Genomic DNA, 18,500 nt, shown 5'->3' with positions numbered 1-18,500 from the left:
GGAACGGGCGGCAGCGCCACGGGCTTGAGTACGTCAGGGTAGGTCGACCTTGGAGGCCAGCCAGCGTCCGTCGACCTTCTCCATGGTCATCAGGACACGGCTGCGGTCGATTCTCGCGTCCGGCGTCGCGGTGTTGGTGACGCTCTGGTCGACAAAGAGCATGACCTCCACCTTCGACGTCGTCGCCGACTTGATGCCTGAATCGATGACCGTGCCCTGTGCGTTCGCCTTGTTCTCGACAAGCAGATCGCGTAACTGCCCGCTCGACTGCGAGTACATGTCCTTGAATTCGCCGGTGGCCCCGTCGAGTACGGCCGCGAAGTTCTGGTCCAGGCGGTCCGAGCTGACGCTGGTCAGGGTCACGGCGTATTGCTCGGCCGCAGCCCGGGCTTCGTCGGCGGCGGCATCGATGTTGTTCTGCTCGTTCAACTTCAAACCCAGGATCGCCGCCACGACGATGGCCGCGATGGCGATCACGGCCAGCGCACCCACGGCGGCCCGGCGAATCGTGAACGCCGTCCGCCACGAACGGCGGTCGGTGTCGGCACCCTTCACTGATCGAGTCCGCTTGGCAGACGACCTGTTGCCCTTCCCGACAGTGCCTTTCCCAACAGCGGCCGTCTCTGCTTCGGCCTTCTCTGCTTCGGCTTTCTCTGCGTCGGTCTGCGCAGTGTCGGGCTGCGCAGTGTCGGGCTGCGCAGTGTCGGCCTTCTCGGGGTTCTTCTTCGAGGTGTCGACCGCAACCGCCGGTGTATCCGCTTCTGCGGCTTCGACGTCCGCATCCTCGGCCATCAAACCCCATTTTTCTTCGGGAGTGGAGGTGACCGTTCCGCTGAGTTTGCTCATCGTTCTCTCCTCTGGATTGTCTCCGCTGTTGTTGTGGTGACCACCGGGCTGTGTGGTCATGGCGCCGAGGGCAGGACCGGACCTGCATAGGGCAATGGAATCGACTCCGGTCCAATGGGAGTCGGCGACGCGGTCGCGAGCGGATCGGCACCGGGTGGCGGGCCACCCGAATCGTCTCCGGCCGGGCGTGGGGCGTTGGCGGCACCGCGGATCAGCATCGACGGATCATCTTCCGTGCAGTAGGTGCCGTAGAGATAGGGCTCCGGGAAGTCGACCTGCCAGTGCGGACGGCGCGGGAGATCGTACTGGCAGTTCTTGCGCGGATAGATGTTCACCGCAGCCCAGATACCTCCGTCGCGCATGACCGATGCGATCGCGTCGAGGGTCGAGCCGTTCCGATCTTGCGGGAAGAAGAACTCCTGTAGCGCAGGGACTCTCAGATAGGTCAGCTGAGCAACAGTCGTCAGACTCCCCAGGAGCTGGACCATCGTCGGCGAGTTGTCGGCGATGATCGAGTCGACGGCCTGCAGTGTCACCGGCGTCTGGTCGATGAACGTCCGGAAACCGGAGTCCATCGACGCGATCCCGTCCAGCGTTCCTGCGAGCTTCTGCGACGTGTCCTGCAGCCCCGGGCTCATCTCTTTGAGCGTGCCCAGGACAACTTGGCTGTTGTTGAGCAAGCTCACCGTCTGCGGGAGCACCGAATCGAGCGTCGAGATGAGGAAGGTTCCGCCGGTGATGATCGATTCCAGCTTCTCCGGCCCTTCGGGACCGACCCCCAGCTCGGTGATGATCGTCTCGACCTTGGCCGGTTCGATCTGGGCCAGCATGCCATCGAGATCACCCAGCAGATCCGCCATCGGAACCGGTGTCGTGGTCTGGTCGGCCTCGACGACCGATCCGTTGGTCAGAAAGGGGCCCTCGTCGGTGGTGGGCCGGAAGTCGAGGTACTGCTCACCGGCCGGAGAGAGCCCGGCAACCCGGACCTCACCATCGCTGGGGATCTGAACGTCGCCCTCGATCGTGGCAACTGCCACCACCCCGTCATCTGACAGTTCCACGCTCGCGACCTTGCCGATCGGCACACCCCGCAAGGTCACGTCCTGCTTCGGCAGCAACCCACCCGACAATGCGAGATTGACCCGCACCGTCATCTTCGTGGCGGTCGGATCGGCCTGGAACACCCCGAACACCAGATAGGTGACGCCGAGAATCAGCACCATCAGCAGGGCGCCAACCGACAACCACAGACGATGATCGACCAGTTTCCCGACGCCGGTGACGACGAGTTTGGCTGGCGTCTCCAAAGGTCCGGTCGCGTACTCCAGTTGCTGGGTCATCGGCGCGGTCCCGTCAGATGACCACGCAACCGCTCGAGGGTGTGGGTGAGCGTGCCGATGGCGTTGGCACCGTCGGTTTCGAGGGTCGGGAGCTGGCTTCCCGGATCGGCCGAATGCCCGGGATCCGCAAGCGCACCGATCGAGAGGTCTTCGAGATCGGCATACGGATGGGCCGCGGTGCCGTTGGTGATCTTGATGACCGGGGCCAGCAAGGCGTTCACCTGGTCGAGGTCTGCCTTGGGGTTTGTCGCCGCGGCATTGAGCTCAGCGGCAAGGGTGTTGAGGTCGGCGATCATTCCCCGGTTGCCCGTACCGGCGACCGACGGGAATTTGGCCAGTTGGGCGGTGACGTCGGCGAGCTGCTTGACGAGCCCGAGGATCTGACCGGTGTTCGCGTTGAGAACGGTCAGCGCCGGACCTGCCGCCGCGATCGCGTCGGTGATGGTGCTCTGGCCTGCGGACAACGTCGAGACCAGTCGATTGGTCTGGTTCAGCGTGGTGCGGATCTCACCTGACCGGGCCGAGAGCTTACCGATGAGGGAGGTGGACTGATCGATCAAGGCGCCCAACCGGTCACCCTTGTCGCCCACCGCGCTCCCCAGCCCGTTGATGACCTTGGTCAGGTTGCGGATCACGCCACCGTTGACCAGCAGCGCCGACGTGGTCAGCACCTCCTCGATGGTGGCCGCCGCCGAGGTCTGCTCGATCTCGATGGCGTCACCGTCCTGCAGAACCGGGCCATCAGGGGCCGCATCCACCGGGGGCTGAACCGCCACGAAGATGTCACCGAGCGGTGTCGCCGAACGCAATTCGGCGCGGGTGCCGGACGGCAGGGTCACCTTCTCACTGATCTTCAGCGTGACAACGGCCGTGTAGTCCTCGACCCGCATACCTTCGACCTCGCCGATATCGGCACCGGCGAGTTTCACCTTCGCCTGATTCGGCAGATTGAGCGCGTTCTGGAAGGTGGCGTAGACCGTGTACGTGTCACCACCGACACTTCGCGCAGGCAGTGGCACCGACTCGAGGTCCATCGAACAGGCACTGGTGAACACGGCGAGCGCAACCAGCGCTCCGCCCAACGCAGTACGACCCCGGCGCATCATCGGGGTAGCCCTGCCATACCCTCGAGCATTGCCGAGACCCCGAAGTCGGGGCCGAAGTCAGACAATGTGCCGGTGGCACAACCCAGTTGACGAAGTCCCAACACGTTGCACACTTCTTTCAGCAGCTGGCCGTCGAAGAACACCTTCTCGATCTGCGCATGCACCCTGGCGACCTTGTTGTCGTGATCGATGATGTTGTAGACGCTGTCCAGCAGCATCGGTGTGACGTCCAGGAACTCCCCGATCTCCCGCTGATAGTCCGCCAGCGACGTCAGGAGTGTATTGGCATCGGTCACGGTTGTTTTCAGATTTCCCTGGTTGTCCCGAAGGAGGCTTTCGGCCTGCAACAGGATCTCGTTGATCTGGGCTCCGGTGTTGCCTGCGCCGAGGTCTTGATCGGCGAGCATGTCACTGAGTTGGCTTATTGCAGAGCCGAAGTCGCGGATCTGCCCGTCGTTGGCGGCTGCGGCATCGGTCAGGACCGACAAGTTGTCGACGATGGTGGTGATCGCGTTCTTGGTCTCGACACCGCCATCCTCGCCCATCCGCAATGCATTGGACAGCTGCGTCAATGCGCTGCGAATGTCCTGGCCGTTGCCATCGGTCATCGCCGACCCGACATCGAGGAGTTGCGCAACCGGTCCGGCTCCCTGCCCGTCGCCCTGGAGTTCTACCGCGAGATCATCGGCCATCGCCAGCAACCGGTCGAACTCGACCGGGGTCTTGGTGCGGTCCAAGCCGACCTGATCGTTGTTCTTCAACGTCGGCCCAGCCGTGTAGGCCGGGGACAGCTCGACATGCCGGTCGGTGAGGATCGACGTCGACACCGTGACCACGTTCACGTCCGCCGGGATCTTCACGTCACCGTCGATCTTCATCGTCACCTCCACGTGGGTACCCTTCGGGGAGATCGTCTCGACCGTCCCCACCGGCATGCCCAGCACCGCCACCGAGTTGCCCTCGTAGAGGCCGACGGCATTGTCGAAAAGCGCACTCACCCTGATCGAGCTCTCAGAAGCGGTGGCCGCTCGGACACTGCCAAAACAGACCACAGCAACGAGCGCCGCGATGACCGCAAACTTGATCACTGCCTTGCCCGTTCTCATTTGCAGTCCTTCAGGTACTCGGGAAGATTCACCTGATTGGCCCGGCCGCTGATCGCGCACATCCAGGAATCGACGAACGGTCCGGCTATCGACGTGAAGTCGGCTTCATTGGCGGTACCGGTGACATTCGCGAAGTTGCGGATCGGGACGGGCAAGATCTGCAGGGCGTTCCGCAGCAGATCGTCGTTGGTCGCCAGGGTCTGCATCATCCCGTACAGATTTGTGATCAGCTCGTCGACCGCAGGCCGGTTGTCCACCACGATCGTCTGTAGTTGATCCACCAACTCAGTGGTGGCACCGAACAGTTGATCGATCATCGCTCGACGAGAGTTGATCTCCTGCAATACCTCTCGACCTTGCGCCACCAGCGAGCCCAGATTGCCCTGCTGTTTGCGGATCACCTCGGTGAGTTGTTTTGTGCTGGTGAGCAGAGATCCGATCTGGCCCCGCCGGTCGGCCATGATCGACGCCAGACTCTCGACGTTGGTGAGGACCTGGGGTATCAGCTCCGGCGTACCCTCCAGTTGAGCCGAGAGTGTGGTCATGGTCTCGCCGATGTTCGCGAAGTCGACCTGCTCGAACGTTGTGGTCGCACTGGTGATCAGCTGCTGAAGGTCGTAGGGAACAGCGGTGTGCGCCAAGTTGATCCGGCCATCGGGAAGGCTCCCGGCACCGGCCGGCTTGAGCTCCACGTACCGCGAACCGAGCAGTGTCGTCAGCTGGATGGACGCAGTGGTGTCAGCGCCCAGATCCAGATCACTATCGATCTCCAGCGTCACCACCACGTGGTCACCCGCCAGCCGGGTCGCGGCGACCGTACCCACCGACACCCCGGCCACGGTGATCGAATCGCCGGGGCTCACGCCGGCCGCCTGCGCAAAATCGGCGTCGTACTTGACCTTGCCGATACCCGCGCCCGCAATCTGCAACAGGGCGATGAGCAGGACCACGATGATGCCCACCGTGATCGCACCCAGCACCGCCATGTTGTGCTTTTCCACCGGCTGCCGGATCACCCGGATCGTGTTCGAAGCCATTCGCTTCCCCCATGATGTCCTCACTGGCAGGCCGGGGAGAACTTGGTCTTGCCGCCGGGCGTGGCAGCATCGACGATGGACGGGATCACATTGCTCAGGGCCGGGATGTACGTGACATTCAGGGTGCACAGATACGTGTCGATATAGGCGCCCGCCTGGGTCACGCGGGCAAGCCCTTTCAACAGGATCGGGACGTTGAAGCCCAAATATGCGAACGCATCCAGGTTGTCCATGTAGTGCTTGGCGAAACCAGGTTGCCGGGTGATGAACTGGTTGAGTTCCGGCGCAGCCTCATTGGCCAGTGTGGCAACTCGTCCCACCACCGTCGAAATCGAATCGATGGAGGTCACGAGCTCTTCGCGACGCTGCGCCAATTGGGTGAACATCGCCTGCGATTGGGTGATCACCGTGTCGACGGCGCCACGTTGCTCGGCAAAGGTCCGGACGATGCCGTCGAGGTTGCCGATGATGTCGCCGAGTATCTGATCGGGTCCGGCAAACGACTCTGCGAGGTCTGATGTCTGCGCGACGAGCGCGGTGATCGATCCGTTGTCACCCTGCAGTGCCCGGATGATGGACGTCGTGATGTTGTCGATCTGATTGGGATCCAAAACGCTGAACAGCGGTTCGAATCCGTTGAGCAGCACCGAGATGTTGAACGATGGTTCGGTGCGCTGCAGGGGGATCTCGCCTCCGGTCATGACGCTCGGATCACCGAAGTCGCCGAGTGAGAGCCCCAGGTAGCGCTGGCCGATGATGTTCTCATAGGTGATGGAGGCCTTGGTGTCTCCGTAGATCTTCTGATCGGATTCCACCCGGAAACCGACCTTGGCAACGAGCCCGTCCAGCTTGATCGAATCGACGCGTCCCACCCGGACACCGGCCATCCGGACGTCGTCACCGATACCGAGGCCGGAAACATCGCTGAACACTGCGGTATACGAGGTCGACGGCCCGTCGACACTGCGCCGCAGCGTGTTGAAGACGGTCCAGGTCAACGTGATCGAGATGACCAGGAAAATGATCAGACCGATGAGCGGTTTGCGATAGCTCATGACTGCGGACCCCCTTCTGCGGCATCGACGTTGACCGTGGTTCCGCGGGCGACCGGGCCGAGCAGCAAGGTGGACGCGGCACTCGGTGCCTCCCCGATGATCTTGCCGAGCACTTCCTGCTCCTGAGCACTGCCCACGGAACCGACATTGCCGCCCATCGGCGCCGACATGAAGTTCTGCGCCCCGTTGCGCGACGGGAACGTCGAGATCCCGTCCCCCACGGGCGCCGTCTGACAACTCGCGCCTTCCAGCTCGCCGTAGCGTGGGCAGTCGGCCCGGGTGAACATTCGGTGAGGGGTGAACTGGAACAAGAACTTTCCGGTGCCGTTCTGTGCACCGACCGGCCAGAACTCCTCGAACCACTTGTCGGAGATGTTCGCCAGGCTGGTGGTGATCTGGGTGAACGACGACCCACCATCAGCGAGAACACCGAGCACCGGCGACAGGTCTGTGGTGATGCCGATGATCGTGTCGGTGTTGTTGGCCAGCGCCGTGTTCGCCGTCGCCAAGGTGGTCGAGGCCCCTGCCAACAATGCGTTCAGCCCACGGTTCTTCTCCGCCAGCGTCTTCATCGGCACCACCGCGCTGTGCATCACGTCGAGCAATTCGGGTGCCGACTCGTTCAGCCCCTGGACCGCACCGCTCAGTGCGTTCAGAGTCGACGGCCCGCTGCCGGTCCCGACGATCGCGTCCATTTCTCTGGTGATCCGATCGAGTGCGGCTCCGGCGTCCGAGATCTCGGCACCGTGGCGATCGGTGGCCTGTGCCACCACGGCCAGAAGTCCCACCGTTTCATCGGTACCCACCCGGGCCGAGGCGGCGATGATCTCGCGAAGCTTGGTCATCGCGGTCTGCAACTGGATGGTCGAGGCACTCTCATCCTGCTCGATGATCGCCCCTTCGGTCAGCGGCGGCGCCGCACCGTTGTCGATCAGCTGGATGGACGAGACGGCGAACACGTTGCTGGGCACCACTCTTGCGGTCACCGTTTGTGGAATGTCGCGGGCGTACGCGGGATCGAGGGACAAATCGACGTGGTTCATTCCACCGTCCTGTCCCGGTTCGAGCCCGGTGACGGTGCCGACCAGCACGCCGCGATACTTGACGTCTGAGTTGTTGGGCAGGCCGTCGCCGACATCGGCGAGTACGGCGGTGGCCTTCACGACGTCGTCGAACTTGCCGTTCACCTTGGCCATCAACGCCACCAGGAGTAGTGCGACCAACACCAGCGTGGCGATACCGAACAGGTACAGCCTCAGGTTGGAGTGACCCCGCGGGTCTGCATCGAACATGACCGGCATCGCTAACCACCGAGCCTTGCACCGGTGCCGACGCCCCAGAATGCCATCGTGAGCAATAGATTCAGGACGATCATCGCCGAGATACTCGCGCGCATCGCCCGCCCGGCCGCGGTACCCACACCCTGTGGTCCACCGGCTGCGTAGTAGCCGTAATAACACTGGATCGTCGAGGTGACGATCACGAAGACGACTGCCTTGGCCAACGAGTACAAGACGTCGGTGCCACCGAGCACCAGCCGGAAATAGTGCTCGTAGGTTCCGGCAGGCATGCCACTGGAGAAGCCCACGATCACCTGCACCGTCACATAATTCAGTGTCAGACAGGCCAGGTAGAGCGGGATGATGGCAACGATCGAGGCCAGTAGCCGGGTGGTCACCAGATACGGGATCGGCCGGATCGCCAGGGCCTCCATCGCGTCGATCTCCTCGGAGATCCGCATCGCACCGAGCTGTGCGGTGAACCGGCAACCCGCCTGCGCGGCAAAGGCCAAAGACGCCATGATCGGCGCCAGTTCGCGGGTGACGGCGGTCGATGCGACCATCCCGGTCGCCGGCTCCAAGCCGAGTAGATGCAGCGCCTGATATCCCTCGATCGCCACCAGCGCACCCGCCGCTGCCCCGAGGACGATGATCACGCCTGCGGTACCGCCGCCGACGACGATCGATCCGTTGCCCCAGGTCACATCGGACAGGATCCGCAGGAACTCTTTGCGGTAGTGGCGCAGCGTCAACGGGATCGACACGAGGGCCCGGGCCAGGAACGCCACCATGTGACCCAGCCGCATGACCAGAACGCCCTGCGCATTGGCTGCTTTGACGAAGGGGCGTGTGCCGGGGGGATAGTACTTGGACGCCATCTAGAAACCCGTCCGCGGGAACAGCAGTACGTACAGCTGCGTGAAGCCGACGTTGACCACCATCAGCAGGATGATCGACGCGACTACCGTCGCGTTGACCGCATTCGCGACGCCCGCAGGCCCACCCCGGGTGTTCAACCCCTTGTGGCAGGCCACAATCGCCACGATCGCACCGAACACCACGGCCTTGATCATCGTCAGGTAGAAGTCGCCGACCGTGGCGAACGAGGCGAAGGTGGAAACGAACGTACCGGGGGTTCCGTTCTGCACAAAGGTGTTGAACAGGTAACCGGAAAAGAACCCGACAAAGCAGACGACACCGGTGAGGCTCACGCCGACGAGGATGGCTGCCGCCAGGCGCGGCACCACCAGCCGCTGGATCACCGAAAGGCCCATCACCTCCATGGCGTCGATCTCGTCCCGGATCTTCCGGGATCCGAGGTCGGCGCATATCGCCGACCCGGCGGCGGACGCCATCAGCAATGCGGCGACCATCGGTGCACCCTGCCGGATGACCGCGAGACCGCTTGCCGCGCCTGCCATCGACGTCGCACCCACCTGTCCCGCCAACAGTGCGAACTGGATGGACAGCGTCATGCCGATCGGGACGGCCACGAACACCGTCGGCATGGCTGATGCCGATGCCATGAAGGCAGACTGCCGAACGAACTCCACAAACGGGAACCGCAAGCGCACGATGTCCATGACCAGGTACTGGATTGCCCGAATCCCCAATACGCATTGACCGCCAACGGTTTCCAGCGAGGCGACCGGATGTCGGCGGACATAGCCGCGCATCCATCCGGTGATCTCACCGACAGCGGACCGCCGCGGTGCCCGTTCCTCGGGTTCGGTATCCCGCGCCCGGCTCGCCATGTCCTTGGACCCGGCGACCGGCGGCTGATCGAGGATGGCCATCAACAACTCTTGGCTGCTGTGGTGTGGACCCGATTGTTCACGGCGGTTGACGTAGGTTCACTCAGCATTTTCGCTTCCCCCCTTGATCCCCCGGATCACAAGCGGTGGTGTGGCTTTCACCGATTGCGATCTCGCGGCGACAAGTATCGAGTATGGCTGTCTTCGATATCGATGTGTCACGATCGAGCGGATTCCCCCCGCCTGCGGACAACCGCGGTCAGATGTACCAACCGCCGTTGACGCCGATGCTCTGTCCGGTGATGAAACCGGCCTGCTCGCTGCACAGGAACGCCGCTGCCGCACCGACATCGTCCGGCAGACCCGCCCGACGGACCGGCGTCATCGCTGCAAGATCGCTGATCGCCGGGATGTACCCGTTCTGGACTCCCTGCTGAGCCATCGGGGTGTCGATGATCGACGGCGGAATTGTGTTGACCGTGATCCCCTCTGGCGAATACTCGTACGCCAGCGCCTTGGTCAGGGCGATCACGCCGCCCTTCGACGCAACGTAGTGCGCCCGTTGTGGTGCGCCGCCCTGAGCGCTGGACGACGAGATCGTGACAATCCGTCCCCAGCCCGCTGCGGTCATATCCGGTATGACCGCCTGCGCCGCATTGAACGTGCCGGTGAGGTTCACCGCGAGCATGCGTTCCCACCCCTGCGCCGTGATGTCGGTGAAGGGCAACTGCGCTTCGATACCGGCACTGGTCACCAGGATCTGGACGGGACCGAATCCGTCCCGAACCCGACCGAGCGCGGTGTCGATCGCGGCGCGGTCTGTGACGTCGACCTCCGCCGACATCGCCTCGGTCCCAGCGGCCCTCAGGTCTTCGGCCGCCTTGTGGGCCTCGTCGCCATTGAGGTCGAAGATCGCGATGCGATGTCCGGCCGCGGCCAGATGCCGCGCCACCGACAGCCCGATACCGGAGGCCCCTCCGGTGATGACGGCGACACGGCTCACGGTGCCGTCGTTCTTGAGATCGGTCATCGCCGACTCAGGCGATCGGGGTGAAGTCGAGGTGCAACTCGGTCAGACCACGCAGGATATAGGTCGGTTCGTAGTTGAAGACACGCGCGCCGACGGGGCCGTGCTTCTCCTCGTTGATCCTGATGTCACCCATCCGGTCGAAGAACCTGTTGAACGACACCACGCCTTCGACCTTTGCCAGCGGGCCGCCCGGGCAGGAATGGATGCCACGGCCAAATGCCATCTGCTCCTTGACGTTATGGCGCTCGAGGTCCAGCGCGTGTGGGTCGTCGAAACGGGACGGGTCACGGTTGATCGCACCGACACAGAGCATCACGGTGGTACCGGCCTTGACGTCCAGCTCGCCGACCTTGGTGGTCTTCTTGGCCAGTCGGAACGTCGACTTGACCGGGCCTTCCAACCGGAGGGTTTCTTCGATGAAATTCGGGATGAGCTCTCGGTCATCCCTGATGCGCTGCTGCAACTCGGGATCTTCGGCGAGGAATCGCAGTCCGGCACTGAGCAACTTGACAGTGGTCTCTTGGCCGGCCGCGAACACGAACGTCGCCGAACGCACCACGTCGATGACCTCGGGGGTCGATCCGTCCGGATACTTGGCCTCGGCGAGCGCGGTCAGCACGTCGCCACGGGGTTCTTTCCGCCGATCCTCGATGTACTTGCTGAACTTCGAGTCGAGCCATTCGAGCGGATTCTGCTCGAGCACATCATTGTCGAGCGCTCCGACCACAGCACCCGGACGCGGCGAACCCAGCCGGTTACGGAACTCATCGTGATCCTCCGCCGGCACACCGAGGAGATCAGCAATGACCAACAGCGCGAAGGGTTTTGCATAGTCCTTCAAGATCTCGGTACTGCCGGACTTGACGAACTCGTCGAGCTGGGTGTCGGCAAGCCGCCACATGAACTCTTCGTTTTCCTTGATGCGGCGCGGTGTGAACAAGCGGTTCAGTAGTCCGCGGGACAGCTTGTGCTCCGGATTGTCCATCGTGACCATGTGCTCGTGCATGATCATCTCGGGGCGATGCGCTGCGATGAGATCGCTGATGTCGTCGCCCTCGGGGGTGAACGGCAGGTCTGGGAAGGGTCCGCCGACCGCGATGCACGACGAGAAGTTCTCGGTGTCACGGAACACGGCGAGCGCCTCGTCGTGACCGGTCACCGCCACGACGCCGTGATGGGGTTCGACCAGCACCGGACACTTCGACCGTAGGTGGTCCAAGTATGGATTCGGGTCAGGAATTATCGACTGGTCCGTAAAAAAGTCGATCGAATCGAAGTCACTCACGAAATACGCCTCCCTCGTAGTGCATGACTGGCCGGTGCCATTCACGTTCGCGGCCGAGTCCGGACCCCCTGGGCTGTGTCCGCCTCTCGCGAATTGCTGAGCACTCGCCTTGCAGTGCTGAGCACTTGAATAGCATGCCTGATCAAATGAGGTCAAGATCACTATTCCGGAAAATCGGCGCGCCGGATCACGGAAAGAGCTTGACGATCAAACCATCGCCCGGTGCGTCGAGTCGACCGTACCGCACCCTTTACCGCAAAGCCGACGGTATCGGCCCGTTCCCGGTTGGGCGTCCACCCGGTCCTCGCGCTATACGCTCGGCGCGAGCAGGCCTTCGGTGATCGATCGCGCGGTCGGCATCGCCGTCTCGTCACCCATGCGGGCCCCGACGTTGGCGGCGGCCACCATGGCGTCGAGCTGGAAGGCCAGAGCGTGTGCGTCGCGTCCGGCGAGATGGCCTTGCGCCTGGGCGCGTCGGATCTCCTTTTCCAGCAAAGCGAACCAGTCAAGGCGGTCGGCGTCGATCGCGTCGCGGACCGGACCGGTACGGCTGTCGAATTCCACGGTGGTGGCGACACGGAAACAACCGCCCGGCAGGACCGGCTCACCGACGTAGTCGAACCAATTGTCGATGAGCGCCCGCAGCCGCGGCATCCCGCCCGGCTCGACGAACGCCGGTTTCACGACGTGTTCGATGAACACCTCACGAGCCGCCTGCACCGCGGCGACCTGCAGGTTCTCCTTGGCACCGAACAGGGTGGCGACACCACTTTTGCTCAGCCCCAGATCGCCGGCCAGCTTGCCAAGGCTCAGCCCCGTGAGGCCTTCGACAGAGGCGACATCGGCGGCGTGCCGCGCGATCGTCGCACGGGCCCGCGCGCCCTTGATCAGGCGCTGGTCGGAAGTTTGCGTCAGCTCGGCCACCCCTCCATGGTCACATCCGGGGCTTGCAAAGTCGAACGATCGGTCGTACTTTCTAAAAGTACGCACGATCGTCCGTGTTGTTTCTTGTTCCAGATCCCCGTCCTCCACTACGCCGAGAGGGAATCCCATGACCGAGGTTTCCGAGCCGGGTACCGCCCCGCCACCCTCCAGATCCGCCACCCGATCGGCCCGGCTGTCGTTGCTCGTCGCCTGTGGCGCGGCCTTCATCGCATTCCTCGACCTTTCGGTCGTCAACATCGCCTTTCCCGCCATCGCCCGCGACTTCGCCGCCACGCCCACGACCACACTCACCTGGGTGGTCAGCGGTTATGCGGTCGCATTCGCGGCGTTGCTCACCCCGGCGGGCCGATTCGCCGACGTCCTCGGCCGACGTCGCGTGTTCCTGTACGCATTGGGCGGTTTCGCGCTCACCTCGCTGCTGTGCGCACTCGCACCCACTGCCGAGTGGCTCATCGCCGGTCGGTTCCTGCAGGGCGCGACCGCATCGCTGATGATCCCCGCCGGGCTCGGACTGGTGCTAGGTGTCACCGCCCCGCAGCGGATGGCAGTCGCGATCGCGGCATGGACCGCCTCCGGCGGATTCGCCGCAGCGGTGGGACCCGCAATCGGCGGCGCCCTGGTCGAATGGTTCGGGTGGCGTTCGGTTTTCATCGTCAACGTCCCGATCGCCGCGATCCTCATCGGTCTCGGCCTGTCTTGCATCGCCGCCGACATGCCCGGACGCCTACACGGGTTGCCGGACTGGCTCGGTACGGCCGCGACGGCATCTGGGATTGCCGCCGTCATCGCGGCAGTCACCGAAGGCGGGCGGTGGGAATGGGATTCGTGGCGAACGCTTTTGTGCGCCGGAATCGGAGCCGCGCTGCTGGTGGTGGCACTCCTGCGGTCGCGCCGCCACCGGAGCCCCGCCATCGCCGTGGAGTTGTGGCGCAGCCGCCGCTATGCGCTCACCAACATGACCTCGTTCATGTTCGGTGCCACGATGTTCGCGTGGCTACTGGCCGGGCCCCTGTGGCTCGACGCGGTCTGGCAATACTCAGTGCTGGAGTCGGCAGGGGCGATGACCATCGGGGCGATTGCCTCCATGGTCACCGCAGTGGCCGCCGGCCGGGCACCCGCGAATCGGCAACGCGCACTGGGTGTTACGGGGGCGCTCATGTTCGCGGCATCCGCCCTGTACATGTCCACCGACGTATGGGGCACCGAACCCGCTTTCTGGCAGGCATGGGTGCCAGCCGGGATCCTCGGGGGTGGCGGTATCGGACTGATCCTCACGACGCTCGGGACCGCTGCCGTGAGCTCGGTTCCGCCGCAACAGTTTGCAACGGGCATCGGAATGAACCTGACCGCGCGACAAACCGGCGGAGCGCTGGGGGTCGCGATCCTCGCCGCCGTCTTCGCCGCCAACCCCGGCGGACAGCTGTCCGCCTTCCACACCATGTTCGCCGTGTGCGCCGGAATCGCTCTGGCGGCCGCCGCCTGCACGGCAGCAATTCCCGCCCAGTCACCAGGAGAGACACTATGAGCGACAGTGACATTCGAGACAATGACATCCACGACATCGACATCCACGCAGAGGTGGAGGATCCGATGTTGCTGAACCCCGGTGCCGCCCACGAAATGCTCGCGGGCACGCCATGGCGCCGGTTCGCGGTCATCGGCGATTCGATCGCCGCGGGCACCGGTGATTCGTGGCCCGGGTACGCCGATGTGCCGTGGGCGGACCGGCTGGCGGCGACCATGAAGTCGGTACAACCAGATCTCGTCTACCTCAACTCCGGGAAGATCGGCGCCACCATCGGTCAGGTCCGTGCCGAACAGGTGCGGCCCGTTCTCGAATTCCAACCGGATCTGGTGCACGTTTCCTGCGGCGGCAACGATCTGTTCGCCCGCGACGCAGACCTGCTCGCAGTGGAACGCGACCTCGACGATCTCTGCGCGGCCGCGGCCTCGGGCGGGGCCAGGTTGTCGATGTTCACCCTGGCCGACGCCTTCACCGGTCGCCTACTCGTGCTGCGCCCCACCTTCAGGGCTTTCGCCGACATCGTGCGCCGAGTGGCCGCACAGCACGATGCGATCCTCACCGAGTTTTGGGACCATCCGGCCAGAACCCGGCGAAATTGGCTGAGTCAGGACAACATTCACCTCACGATGGCCGGACACGCGGTCGTCGCGACCGAGGTCACCAAGTCGCTGGCACGGTTCCATCGCGGCACCCTGTGAGAGCCCAGAAAAAGGTGAGAGCACCCGAACGCTCTTCGGCGTATCGGGTGCTCTCCCTCGGTGCGATCAAGCCCTACGTGCTGGTGGCCTCAGTGCTGCCGGTGGCGGGCATATCCGGCATCCCCTCAGGCCGTGTCATGCCGTCAGGTGGTGTCATGCCGTCTGGTGGTGTCATGCCTTCCGGGGGCGTTCCGCCCGGTCCGCCGGGTCCACCTTGACCCCCTGGGCCTCCACCACCTCCGGGAGGCGCCGCCTGTGTATTCGCCGATTTCTCGGCGACACCGACGGTGATCGAGATCTTGTAGCCGTCCGCGACGCTGCCGTCGGCGGTGGCCAGCTCGGCATCCCAGCCGTCACCGAAGACGTTGTCCTTGTCCAGGCTGATCGCCGCGAGATTGGTGACGCTCTTCTCGTATCCGGCAGTGGCGAAGACCGTCTTGCTCACGTCTTCCGGAAGCGCGATCTGCGAGGTCAAGCGGGCATCACTGCCTGCAACGGCCACTTCGAGGGAGTCGTAGACCTCGAAATGGATGTGCGGCCAGCGCCCCGAGTAACACGCGGGATAGATCGACGTGAACGACACCGTTCCGTCCGCACCGGCCACCTGCACACCGCGCAGGTAGTTCTGATCGGCAACCTTGGACCCGTACAGCGAGTACTCGCCGTCCCGGTCGCAATGCCAGATGTACACCGCCATGCCCTCTCCCGGGTTGCAGTCCTTGGTCAGGTCCTGCAGTGCAATGGTGATCGTGACCGGCACACCCTCGGCTGTGCCCGACATGCTGCCGAAGCTGGTCGTGATGTCCTCGCGCACGATGCCGGACTCGATCAGGACGTTGGGACCGTTCGATCCGTCACCCGGGTACGGTCCGGCGGTCTCCTGCGGCGCCGCGTCCACACACTCGCCGATTGCATTGGCCACCCCGGTGGTCGAAGTACCACCGGCAGACGACGACCCCGCTGCAGTGGAGGTCTTCGAATCCGACGACGACGTGCCACAGGCCACCAGCGTTGCCGCCCCGGCCGCACCGAAAAGTGCCAGCGCACCTCGCCTCGACATCATCTTCTGCATGTCGTGTGCCAGGCCCAAGTCGTGCTCATGGACCTCATCATCTGATCCTTGTCCGAAAAACCGGCGCTTACCCATCACTTCTCCCTTGCAAAAACCGAGCCAGATCAAATCTTCTGTATCCAGTAGACCCACTGCACATGGCGGGAGCCTGCACTCAACCTGTGAGTTTGCTGGACACCGTGACCTGGCCCGATACGTGCCTCAGGCAGCCGAACGGTCCCCGACCTGGGTCTCGAGCGCCTCCGGGGTTCGCAAAAACTGGCCGATCCGCCCCGAATCCGAGGCCAGCGCGTGCACGATGACCGTCGCGGCAACCAGGATCGCCGAGAACACGAACAACCAGCTGATGATCGTGAAGATGACACCCAGGATGCCGAATTGTCCCGTCGCGCTGTCGATGATCGGTCCCAGTGCCACCCGGGAGCCGAAAGACAGCGCCGTCAATCCGATCGCCGAGATCATCCCGGTCAGAAGGCTGCACCGGATGTTCACTCGCCCCTCGGTGAGCATGCGACAGACCCAGAACCAGAGCAGCGTCCAAAATGCCAGGTCGGCAAAGATTTCCAGTCCCAGACCGATCAGGCCGAAGATCCAGCCGATGTCGCCGAGATTCGAGATCAGGCCCTGGACCGCCACCCCCAAACTGATGGCAAGGACGACAACAACCCATCGCCACCACTTGCTGAACGTCAGCTTCGGAGTTCCCCACACACGGGCATACATCCGATCGAGGGCACGCGAGAAGGATGTCGCACTGATCACCGTCATCAGCGTGCCGATGACACCGAAGGTCACCGCGGATTCACCCGTGTCACCCGACGTCAAGGCGAGGTCTGCGGCCGAAAGTCCGTAACCGTCGAGTGCGTGGTCGATGTATCCGTTGCTGCGCAATGTCGACAGCACGATCATCACCGGGAGGATCGACGTGAACGCCTGGCCCGCAAGGGTCATCGACCGATCCGCGATCTCGCTGCGAGCCAGATCGGCCACCAACCGCAGCACCAGAGAACCACCGGGCATCCGCCGGACGCGGTCCACAACCGCTTCCGGCGCCGACTTCAGCTTCGCCGCGACCGAACTCCGGCGATCCCCTCGACCGTCGCCCACGGTCAGTCTTCGTGGTTGTCGGGATAAGCCGTCACCGCGAGGAATCGGATCGGCAAACGCACCAGGTCATTTGGCCCGTGGATCCCCTCGCCGTCCAGCAGCAGCGAATCCCCCGGCCGCAAGGTGTATTCGGCATCCCCGTGTCCGTAGACCATGACACCTTCGAGCATGTAGAGCAGTTCGGTCCCGGCATGTTGAAAGCGAGGAAACACCTCACTTGCATCGGTCAGGGTCATCAGCACCGGCTCGAGACGTTTGTGCTGGCCTCGGAGTGCACCGAGCAGTTCGTAGTGATGCCCCACCCGGGTCCCGCGCCCGACGATGACCGCACCGTGGCCGGATTCGACGAACACGGCTTCCCGTTTGGTGTCGGCACCCCGGAACAGTGAGGTCACCGGGACATCCAGGCCCGCGGCCAAACGTGCCAAAGTCGATAAACTGCACGATGTTTGAGCGTTCTCGATCTTCGAGAGCATCGCTTTGGAGATACCGACCCGGTCGGCCATGTCACCAACGGAGAGGCCGGTGGCCTTCCGGAGGGTTCGCACCTGGGCGGCGATGGCCGCTTCCAGGTCGTTACCAGTGGGTGCGTCCGCGGCAACCTCGCGTTGCACTGGAGCCGGATCGCCGGTGTCACGGACGACATGTGCACTTTGCCCTGCCATGGGAACCCATCCTAGCCGACGGTGTTTCCTGAAATGAAACCTTTTGAGTGTGTCTCTCCCACGAACAAACCCCTTTCCGACGGTTGCCGAAAGGGGGTTCGATCAATGGTCGTCGAAGGCGAAATGGTCTACGCCGCGCGCGGGGCAACCGCGGTGCACGATGCGGGAGGCAACCCTCGGCAAGGTACGGGTATTCGCAAACGCTCCACTTCCACGAGGATGCTCCACATATTTGTGGAGCGTCTTCGTAGAAGTGGAGCGTCTATGGAAGCCGGGTTCTCACCATTGCCGCGATTGATCCCTCGACGTCGCGCAATTGATACACAGGCGCGTCGCCGGCAGCACCTCGAGCCGCGCCGCGCCGATCTGGGCACCACAGCGTTCGCAGAGGCCATACGTACCCTGCGCAATCCGTTCGAGGGCGATGTCGATTTCTGCCACTCTGATCTCGGATCGCTCGATCTGGGCGACGAGTTGTCCCCGTTCGAACGCCAATGTCGATCCCTCCGGGTCGTGCTCATCGTCAGCGGTTCCCTCGGTTGCCGCATCAACAACGGACGCGAGCCTGGCCGACATCTGTTTGATCAGGTCGGTGGTCTCGGACCGGTCTGCTTCGAGAGCGCCTCGCGCGACATCGGGATCCATCAGA

General features: G+C 63.6%; 18 protein-coding genes. 2 read left to right on the top strand and 16 right to left on the bottom strand.

Going from position 1 to position 18,500, the window contains the following annotated elements:
• Positions 1–33 precede the first annotated feature (33 nt).
• From AC1D75_RS22250 to AC1D75_RS22195, 12 genes are all read right to left on the bottom strand, one after another.
• Positions 34–906, bottom strand: coding sequence for an Rv1363c family protein (locus tag AC1D75_RS22250; RefSeq protein ID WP_495517484.1), 873 nt, complete (start codon positions 904–906; stop codon positions 34–36).
• A complete protein-coding gene (locus AC1D75_RS22245) occupies positions 903–2,186 on the bottom strand; it encodes an MlaD family protein (protein WP_495517483.1) in 1,284 nt (427 codons plus the stop codon). The genes AC1D75_RS22250 and AC1D75_RS22245 overlap by 4 nt, the downstream gene beginning before the upstream one ends.
• Complete coding sequence (locus AC1D75_RS22240; RefSeq protein WP_495517482.1) at positions 2,183–3,292, bottom strand: MlaD family protein; 1,110 nt, start codon at positions 3,290–3,292, stop codon at positions 2,183–2,185. The genes AC1D75_RS22245 and AC1D75_RS22240 overlap by 4 nt, the downstream gene beginning before the upstream one ends.
• Positions 3,289–4,398, bottom strand: a complete 1,110-nt coding sequence (locus AC1D75_RS22235) for an MCE family protein (protein WP_495517481.1) — start codon at positions 4,396–4,398, stop codon at positions 3,289–3,291. Before AC1D75_RS22235 ends, AC1D75_RS22240 begins: the two co-directional genes overlap by 4 nt.
• A complete protein-coding gene (locus AC1D75_RS22230) occupies positions 4,395–5,435 on the bottom strand; it encodes an MCE family protein (protein WP_495517480.1) in 1,041 nt (346 codons plus the stop codon). The genes AC1D75_RS22235 and AC1D75_RS22230 overlap by 4 nt, the downstream gene beginning before the upstream one ends.
• A 20-nt stretch (positions 5,436–5,455) precedes the next feature.
• Positions 5,456–6,490 (bottom strand): MlaD family protein, encoded by a 1,035-nt coding sequence (locus AC1D75_RS22225; RefSeq protein ID WP_495517479.1) that lies wholly within the window; start codon positions 6,488–6,490, stop codon positions 5,456–5,458.
• A complete protein-coding gene (locus AC1D75_RS22220; protein ID WP_495517478.1) occupies positions 6,487–7,782 on the bottom strand; it encodes an MlaD family protein in 1,296 nt (431 codons plus the stop codon). Before AC1D75_RS22220 ends, AC1D75_RS22225 begins: the two co-directional genes overlap by 4 nt.
• An 11-nt stretch (positions 7,783–7,793) precedes the next feature.
• On the bottom strand, positions 7,794–8,648 hold the full coding sequence (locus AC1D75_RS22215) for an MlaE family ABC transporter permease (RefSeq protein ID WP_495517477.1): 855 nt from the start codon (positions 8,646–8,648) through the stop codon (positions 7,794–7,796).
• On the bottom strand, positions 8,649–9,524 hold the full coding sequence (locus AC1D75_RS22210) for an MlaE family ABC transporter permease (protein ID WP_495517683.1): 876 nt from the start codon (positions 9,522–9,524) through the stop codon (positions 8,649–8,651).
• A gap of 259 nt (positions 9,525–9,783) precedes the next feature.
• Positions 9,784–10,554: an SDR family NAD(P)-dependent oxidoreductase gene (locus AC1D75_RS22205; RefSeq protein WP_495517476.1), complete on the bottom strand. Its 771-nt coding sequence runs from the start codon at positions 10,552–10,554 to the stop codon at positions 9,784–9,786.
• Between the two features lie 7 nt (positions 10,555–10,561).
• Positions 10,562–11,839 (bottom strand): cytochrome P450, encoded by a 1,278-nt coding sequence (locus AC1D75_RS22200; protein WP_495517475.1) that lies wholly within the window; start codon positions 11,837–11,839, stop codon positions 10,562–10,564.
• A 309-nt stretch (positions 11,840–12,148) separates the two neighbouring features.
• A complete protein-coding gene (locus AC1D75_RS22195; protein ID WP_495517474.1) occupies positions 12,149–12,763 on the bottom strand; it encodes a TetR family transcriptional regulator C-terminal domain-containing protein in 615 nt (204 codons plus the stop codon).
• A 127-nt stretch (positions 12,764–12,890) separates the two neighbouring features.
• On the opposite strand from AC1D75_RS22195, the gene AC1D75_RS22190 reads away from it, so the two are divergent.
• Complete coding sequence (locus tag AC1D75_RS22190) at positions 12,891–14,309, top strand: MFS transporter (protein ID WP_495517473.1); 1,419 nt, start codon at positions 12,891–12,893, stop codon at positions 14,307–14,309.
• On the top strand, positions 14,306–15,007 hold the full coding sequence (locus AC1D75_RS22185) for an SGNH/GDSL hydrolase family protein (protein WP_495517472.1): 702 nt from the start codon (positions 14,306–14,308) through the stop codon (positions 15,005–15,007). The genes AC1D75_RS22190 and AC1D75_RS22185 overlap by 4 nt, the downstream gene beginning before the upstream one ends.
• 73 nt (positions 15,008–15,080) lie before the next feature.
• On the opposite strand, the gene AC1D75_RS22180 is transcribed toward AC1D75_RS22185, so the two are convergent.
• The 4 genes from AC1D75_RS22180 to AC1D75_RS22165 form a co-directional block, all read right to left on the bottom strand.
• Complete coding sequence (locus AC1D75_RS22180) at positions 15,081–16,154, bottom strand: dioxygenase family protein (protein ID WP_495517471.1); 1,074 nt, start codon at positions 16,152–16,154, stop codon at positions 15,081–15,083.
• Between the two features lie 126 nt (positions 16,155–16,280).
• Positions 16,281–17,186, bottom strand: coding sequence for a YhjD/YihY/BrkB family envelope integrity protein (locus tag AC1D75_RS22175; RefSeq protein ID WP_495517470.1), 906 nt, complete (start codon positions 17,184–17,186; stop codon positions 16,281–16,283).
• 2 nt (positions 17,187–17,188) lie between these two features.
• Entirely contained in the window at positions 17,189–17,851 is a 663-nt protein-coding gene (locus AC1D75_RS22170) for a helix-turn-helix domain-containing protein (RefSeq protein ID WP_495517469.1), read from the bottom strand.
• 279 nt (positions 17,852–18,130) lie between these two features.
• Positions 18,131–18,496: a TraR/DksA family transcriptional regulator gene (locus AC1D75_RS22165; RefSeq protein WP_495517468.1), complete on the bottom strand. Its 366-nt coding sequence runs from the start codon at positions 18,494–18,496 to the stop codon at positions 18,131–18,133.
• Between the last annotated feature and the right edge of the window lie 4 nt (positions 18,497–18,500).

The sequence above is a fragment of the Williamsia sp. Y712 genome (assembly GCF_059445525.1).
Note: the sequence above shows the minus strand (reverse complement) of the source record. Positions and strands in the feature narration are given on the sequence as shown.

Bases quoted from the DNA above. Each gene is read 5' to 3' on its own strand.
- AC1D75_RS22250 (WP_495517484.1), bottom strand. From the start codon at position 906: ATGACCACACAGCCCGGTGGTCACCACAACAACAGCGGAGACAATCCA.
- AC1D75_RS22245 (WP_495517483.1), bottom strand. From the start codon at position 2,186: ATGACCCAGCAACTGGAGTACGCGACCGGACCTTTGGAGACGCCAGCC.
- AC1D75_RS22240 (WP_495517482.1), bottom strand. From the start codon at position 3,292: ATGATGCGCCGGGGTCGTACTGCGTTGGGCGGAGCGCTGGTTGCGCTC.
- AC1D75_RS22235 (WP_495517481.1), bottom strand. From the start codon at position 4,398: ATGAGAACGGGCAAGGCAGTGATCAAGTTTGCGGTCATCGCGGCGCTC.
- AC1D75_RS22230 (WP_495517480.1), bottom strand. From the start codon at position 5,435: ATGGCTTCGAACACGATCCGGGTGATCCGGCAGCCGGTGGAAAAGCAC.
- AC1D75_RS22225 (WP_495517479.1), bottom strand. From the start codon at position 6,490: ATGAGCTATCGCAAACCGCTCATCGGTCTGATCATTTTCCTGGTCATC.
- AC1D75_RS22220 (WP_495517478.1), bottom strand. From the start codon at position 7,782: ATGTTCGATGCAGACCCGCGGGGTCACTCCAACCTGAGGCTGTACCTG.
- AC1D75_RS22215 (WP_495517477.1), bottom strand. From the start codon at position 8,648: ATGGCGTCCAAGTACTATCCCCCCGGCACACGCCCCTTCGTCAAAGCA.
- AC1D75_RS22210 (WP_495517683.1), bottom strand. From the start codon at position 9,524: ATGGCGAGCCGGGCGCGGGATACCGAACCCGAGGAACGGGCACCGCGG.
- AC1D75_RS22205 (WP_495517476.1), bottom strand. From the start codon at position 10,554: ATGACCGATCTCAAGAACGACGGCACCGTGAGCCGTGTCGCCGTCATC.
- AC1D75_RS22190 (WP_495517473.1), top strand. From the start codon at position 12,891: ATGACCGAGGTTTCCGAGCCGGGTACCGCCCCGCCACCCTCCAGATCC.
- AC1D75_RS22185 (WP_495517472.1), top strand. From the start codon at position 14,306: ATGAGCGACAGTGACATTCGAGACAATGACATCCACGACATCGACATC.
- AC1D75_RS22180 (WP_495517471.1), bottom strand. From the start codon at position 16,154: ATGGGTAAGCGCCGGTTTTTCGGACAAGGATCAGATGATGAGGTCCAT.
- AC1D75_RS22170 (WP_495517469.1), bottom strand. From the start codon at position 17,851: ATGGCAGGGCAAAGTGCACATGTCGTCCGTGACACCGGCGATCCGGCT.
- AC1D75_RS22165 (WP_495517468.1), bottom strand. From the start codon at position 18,496: ATGGATCCCGATGTCGCGCGAGGCGCTCTCGAAGCAGACCGGTCCGAG.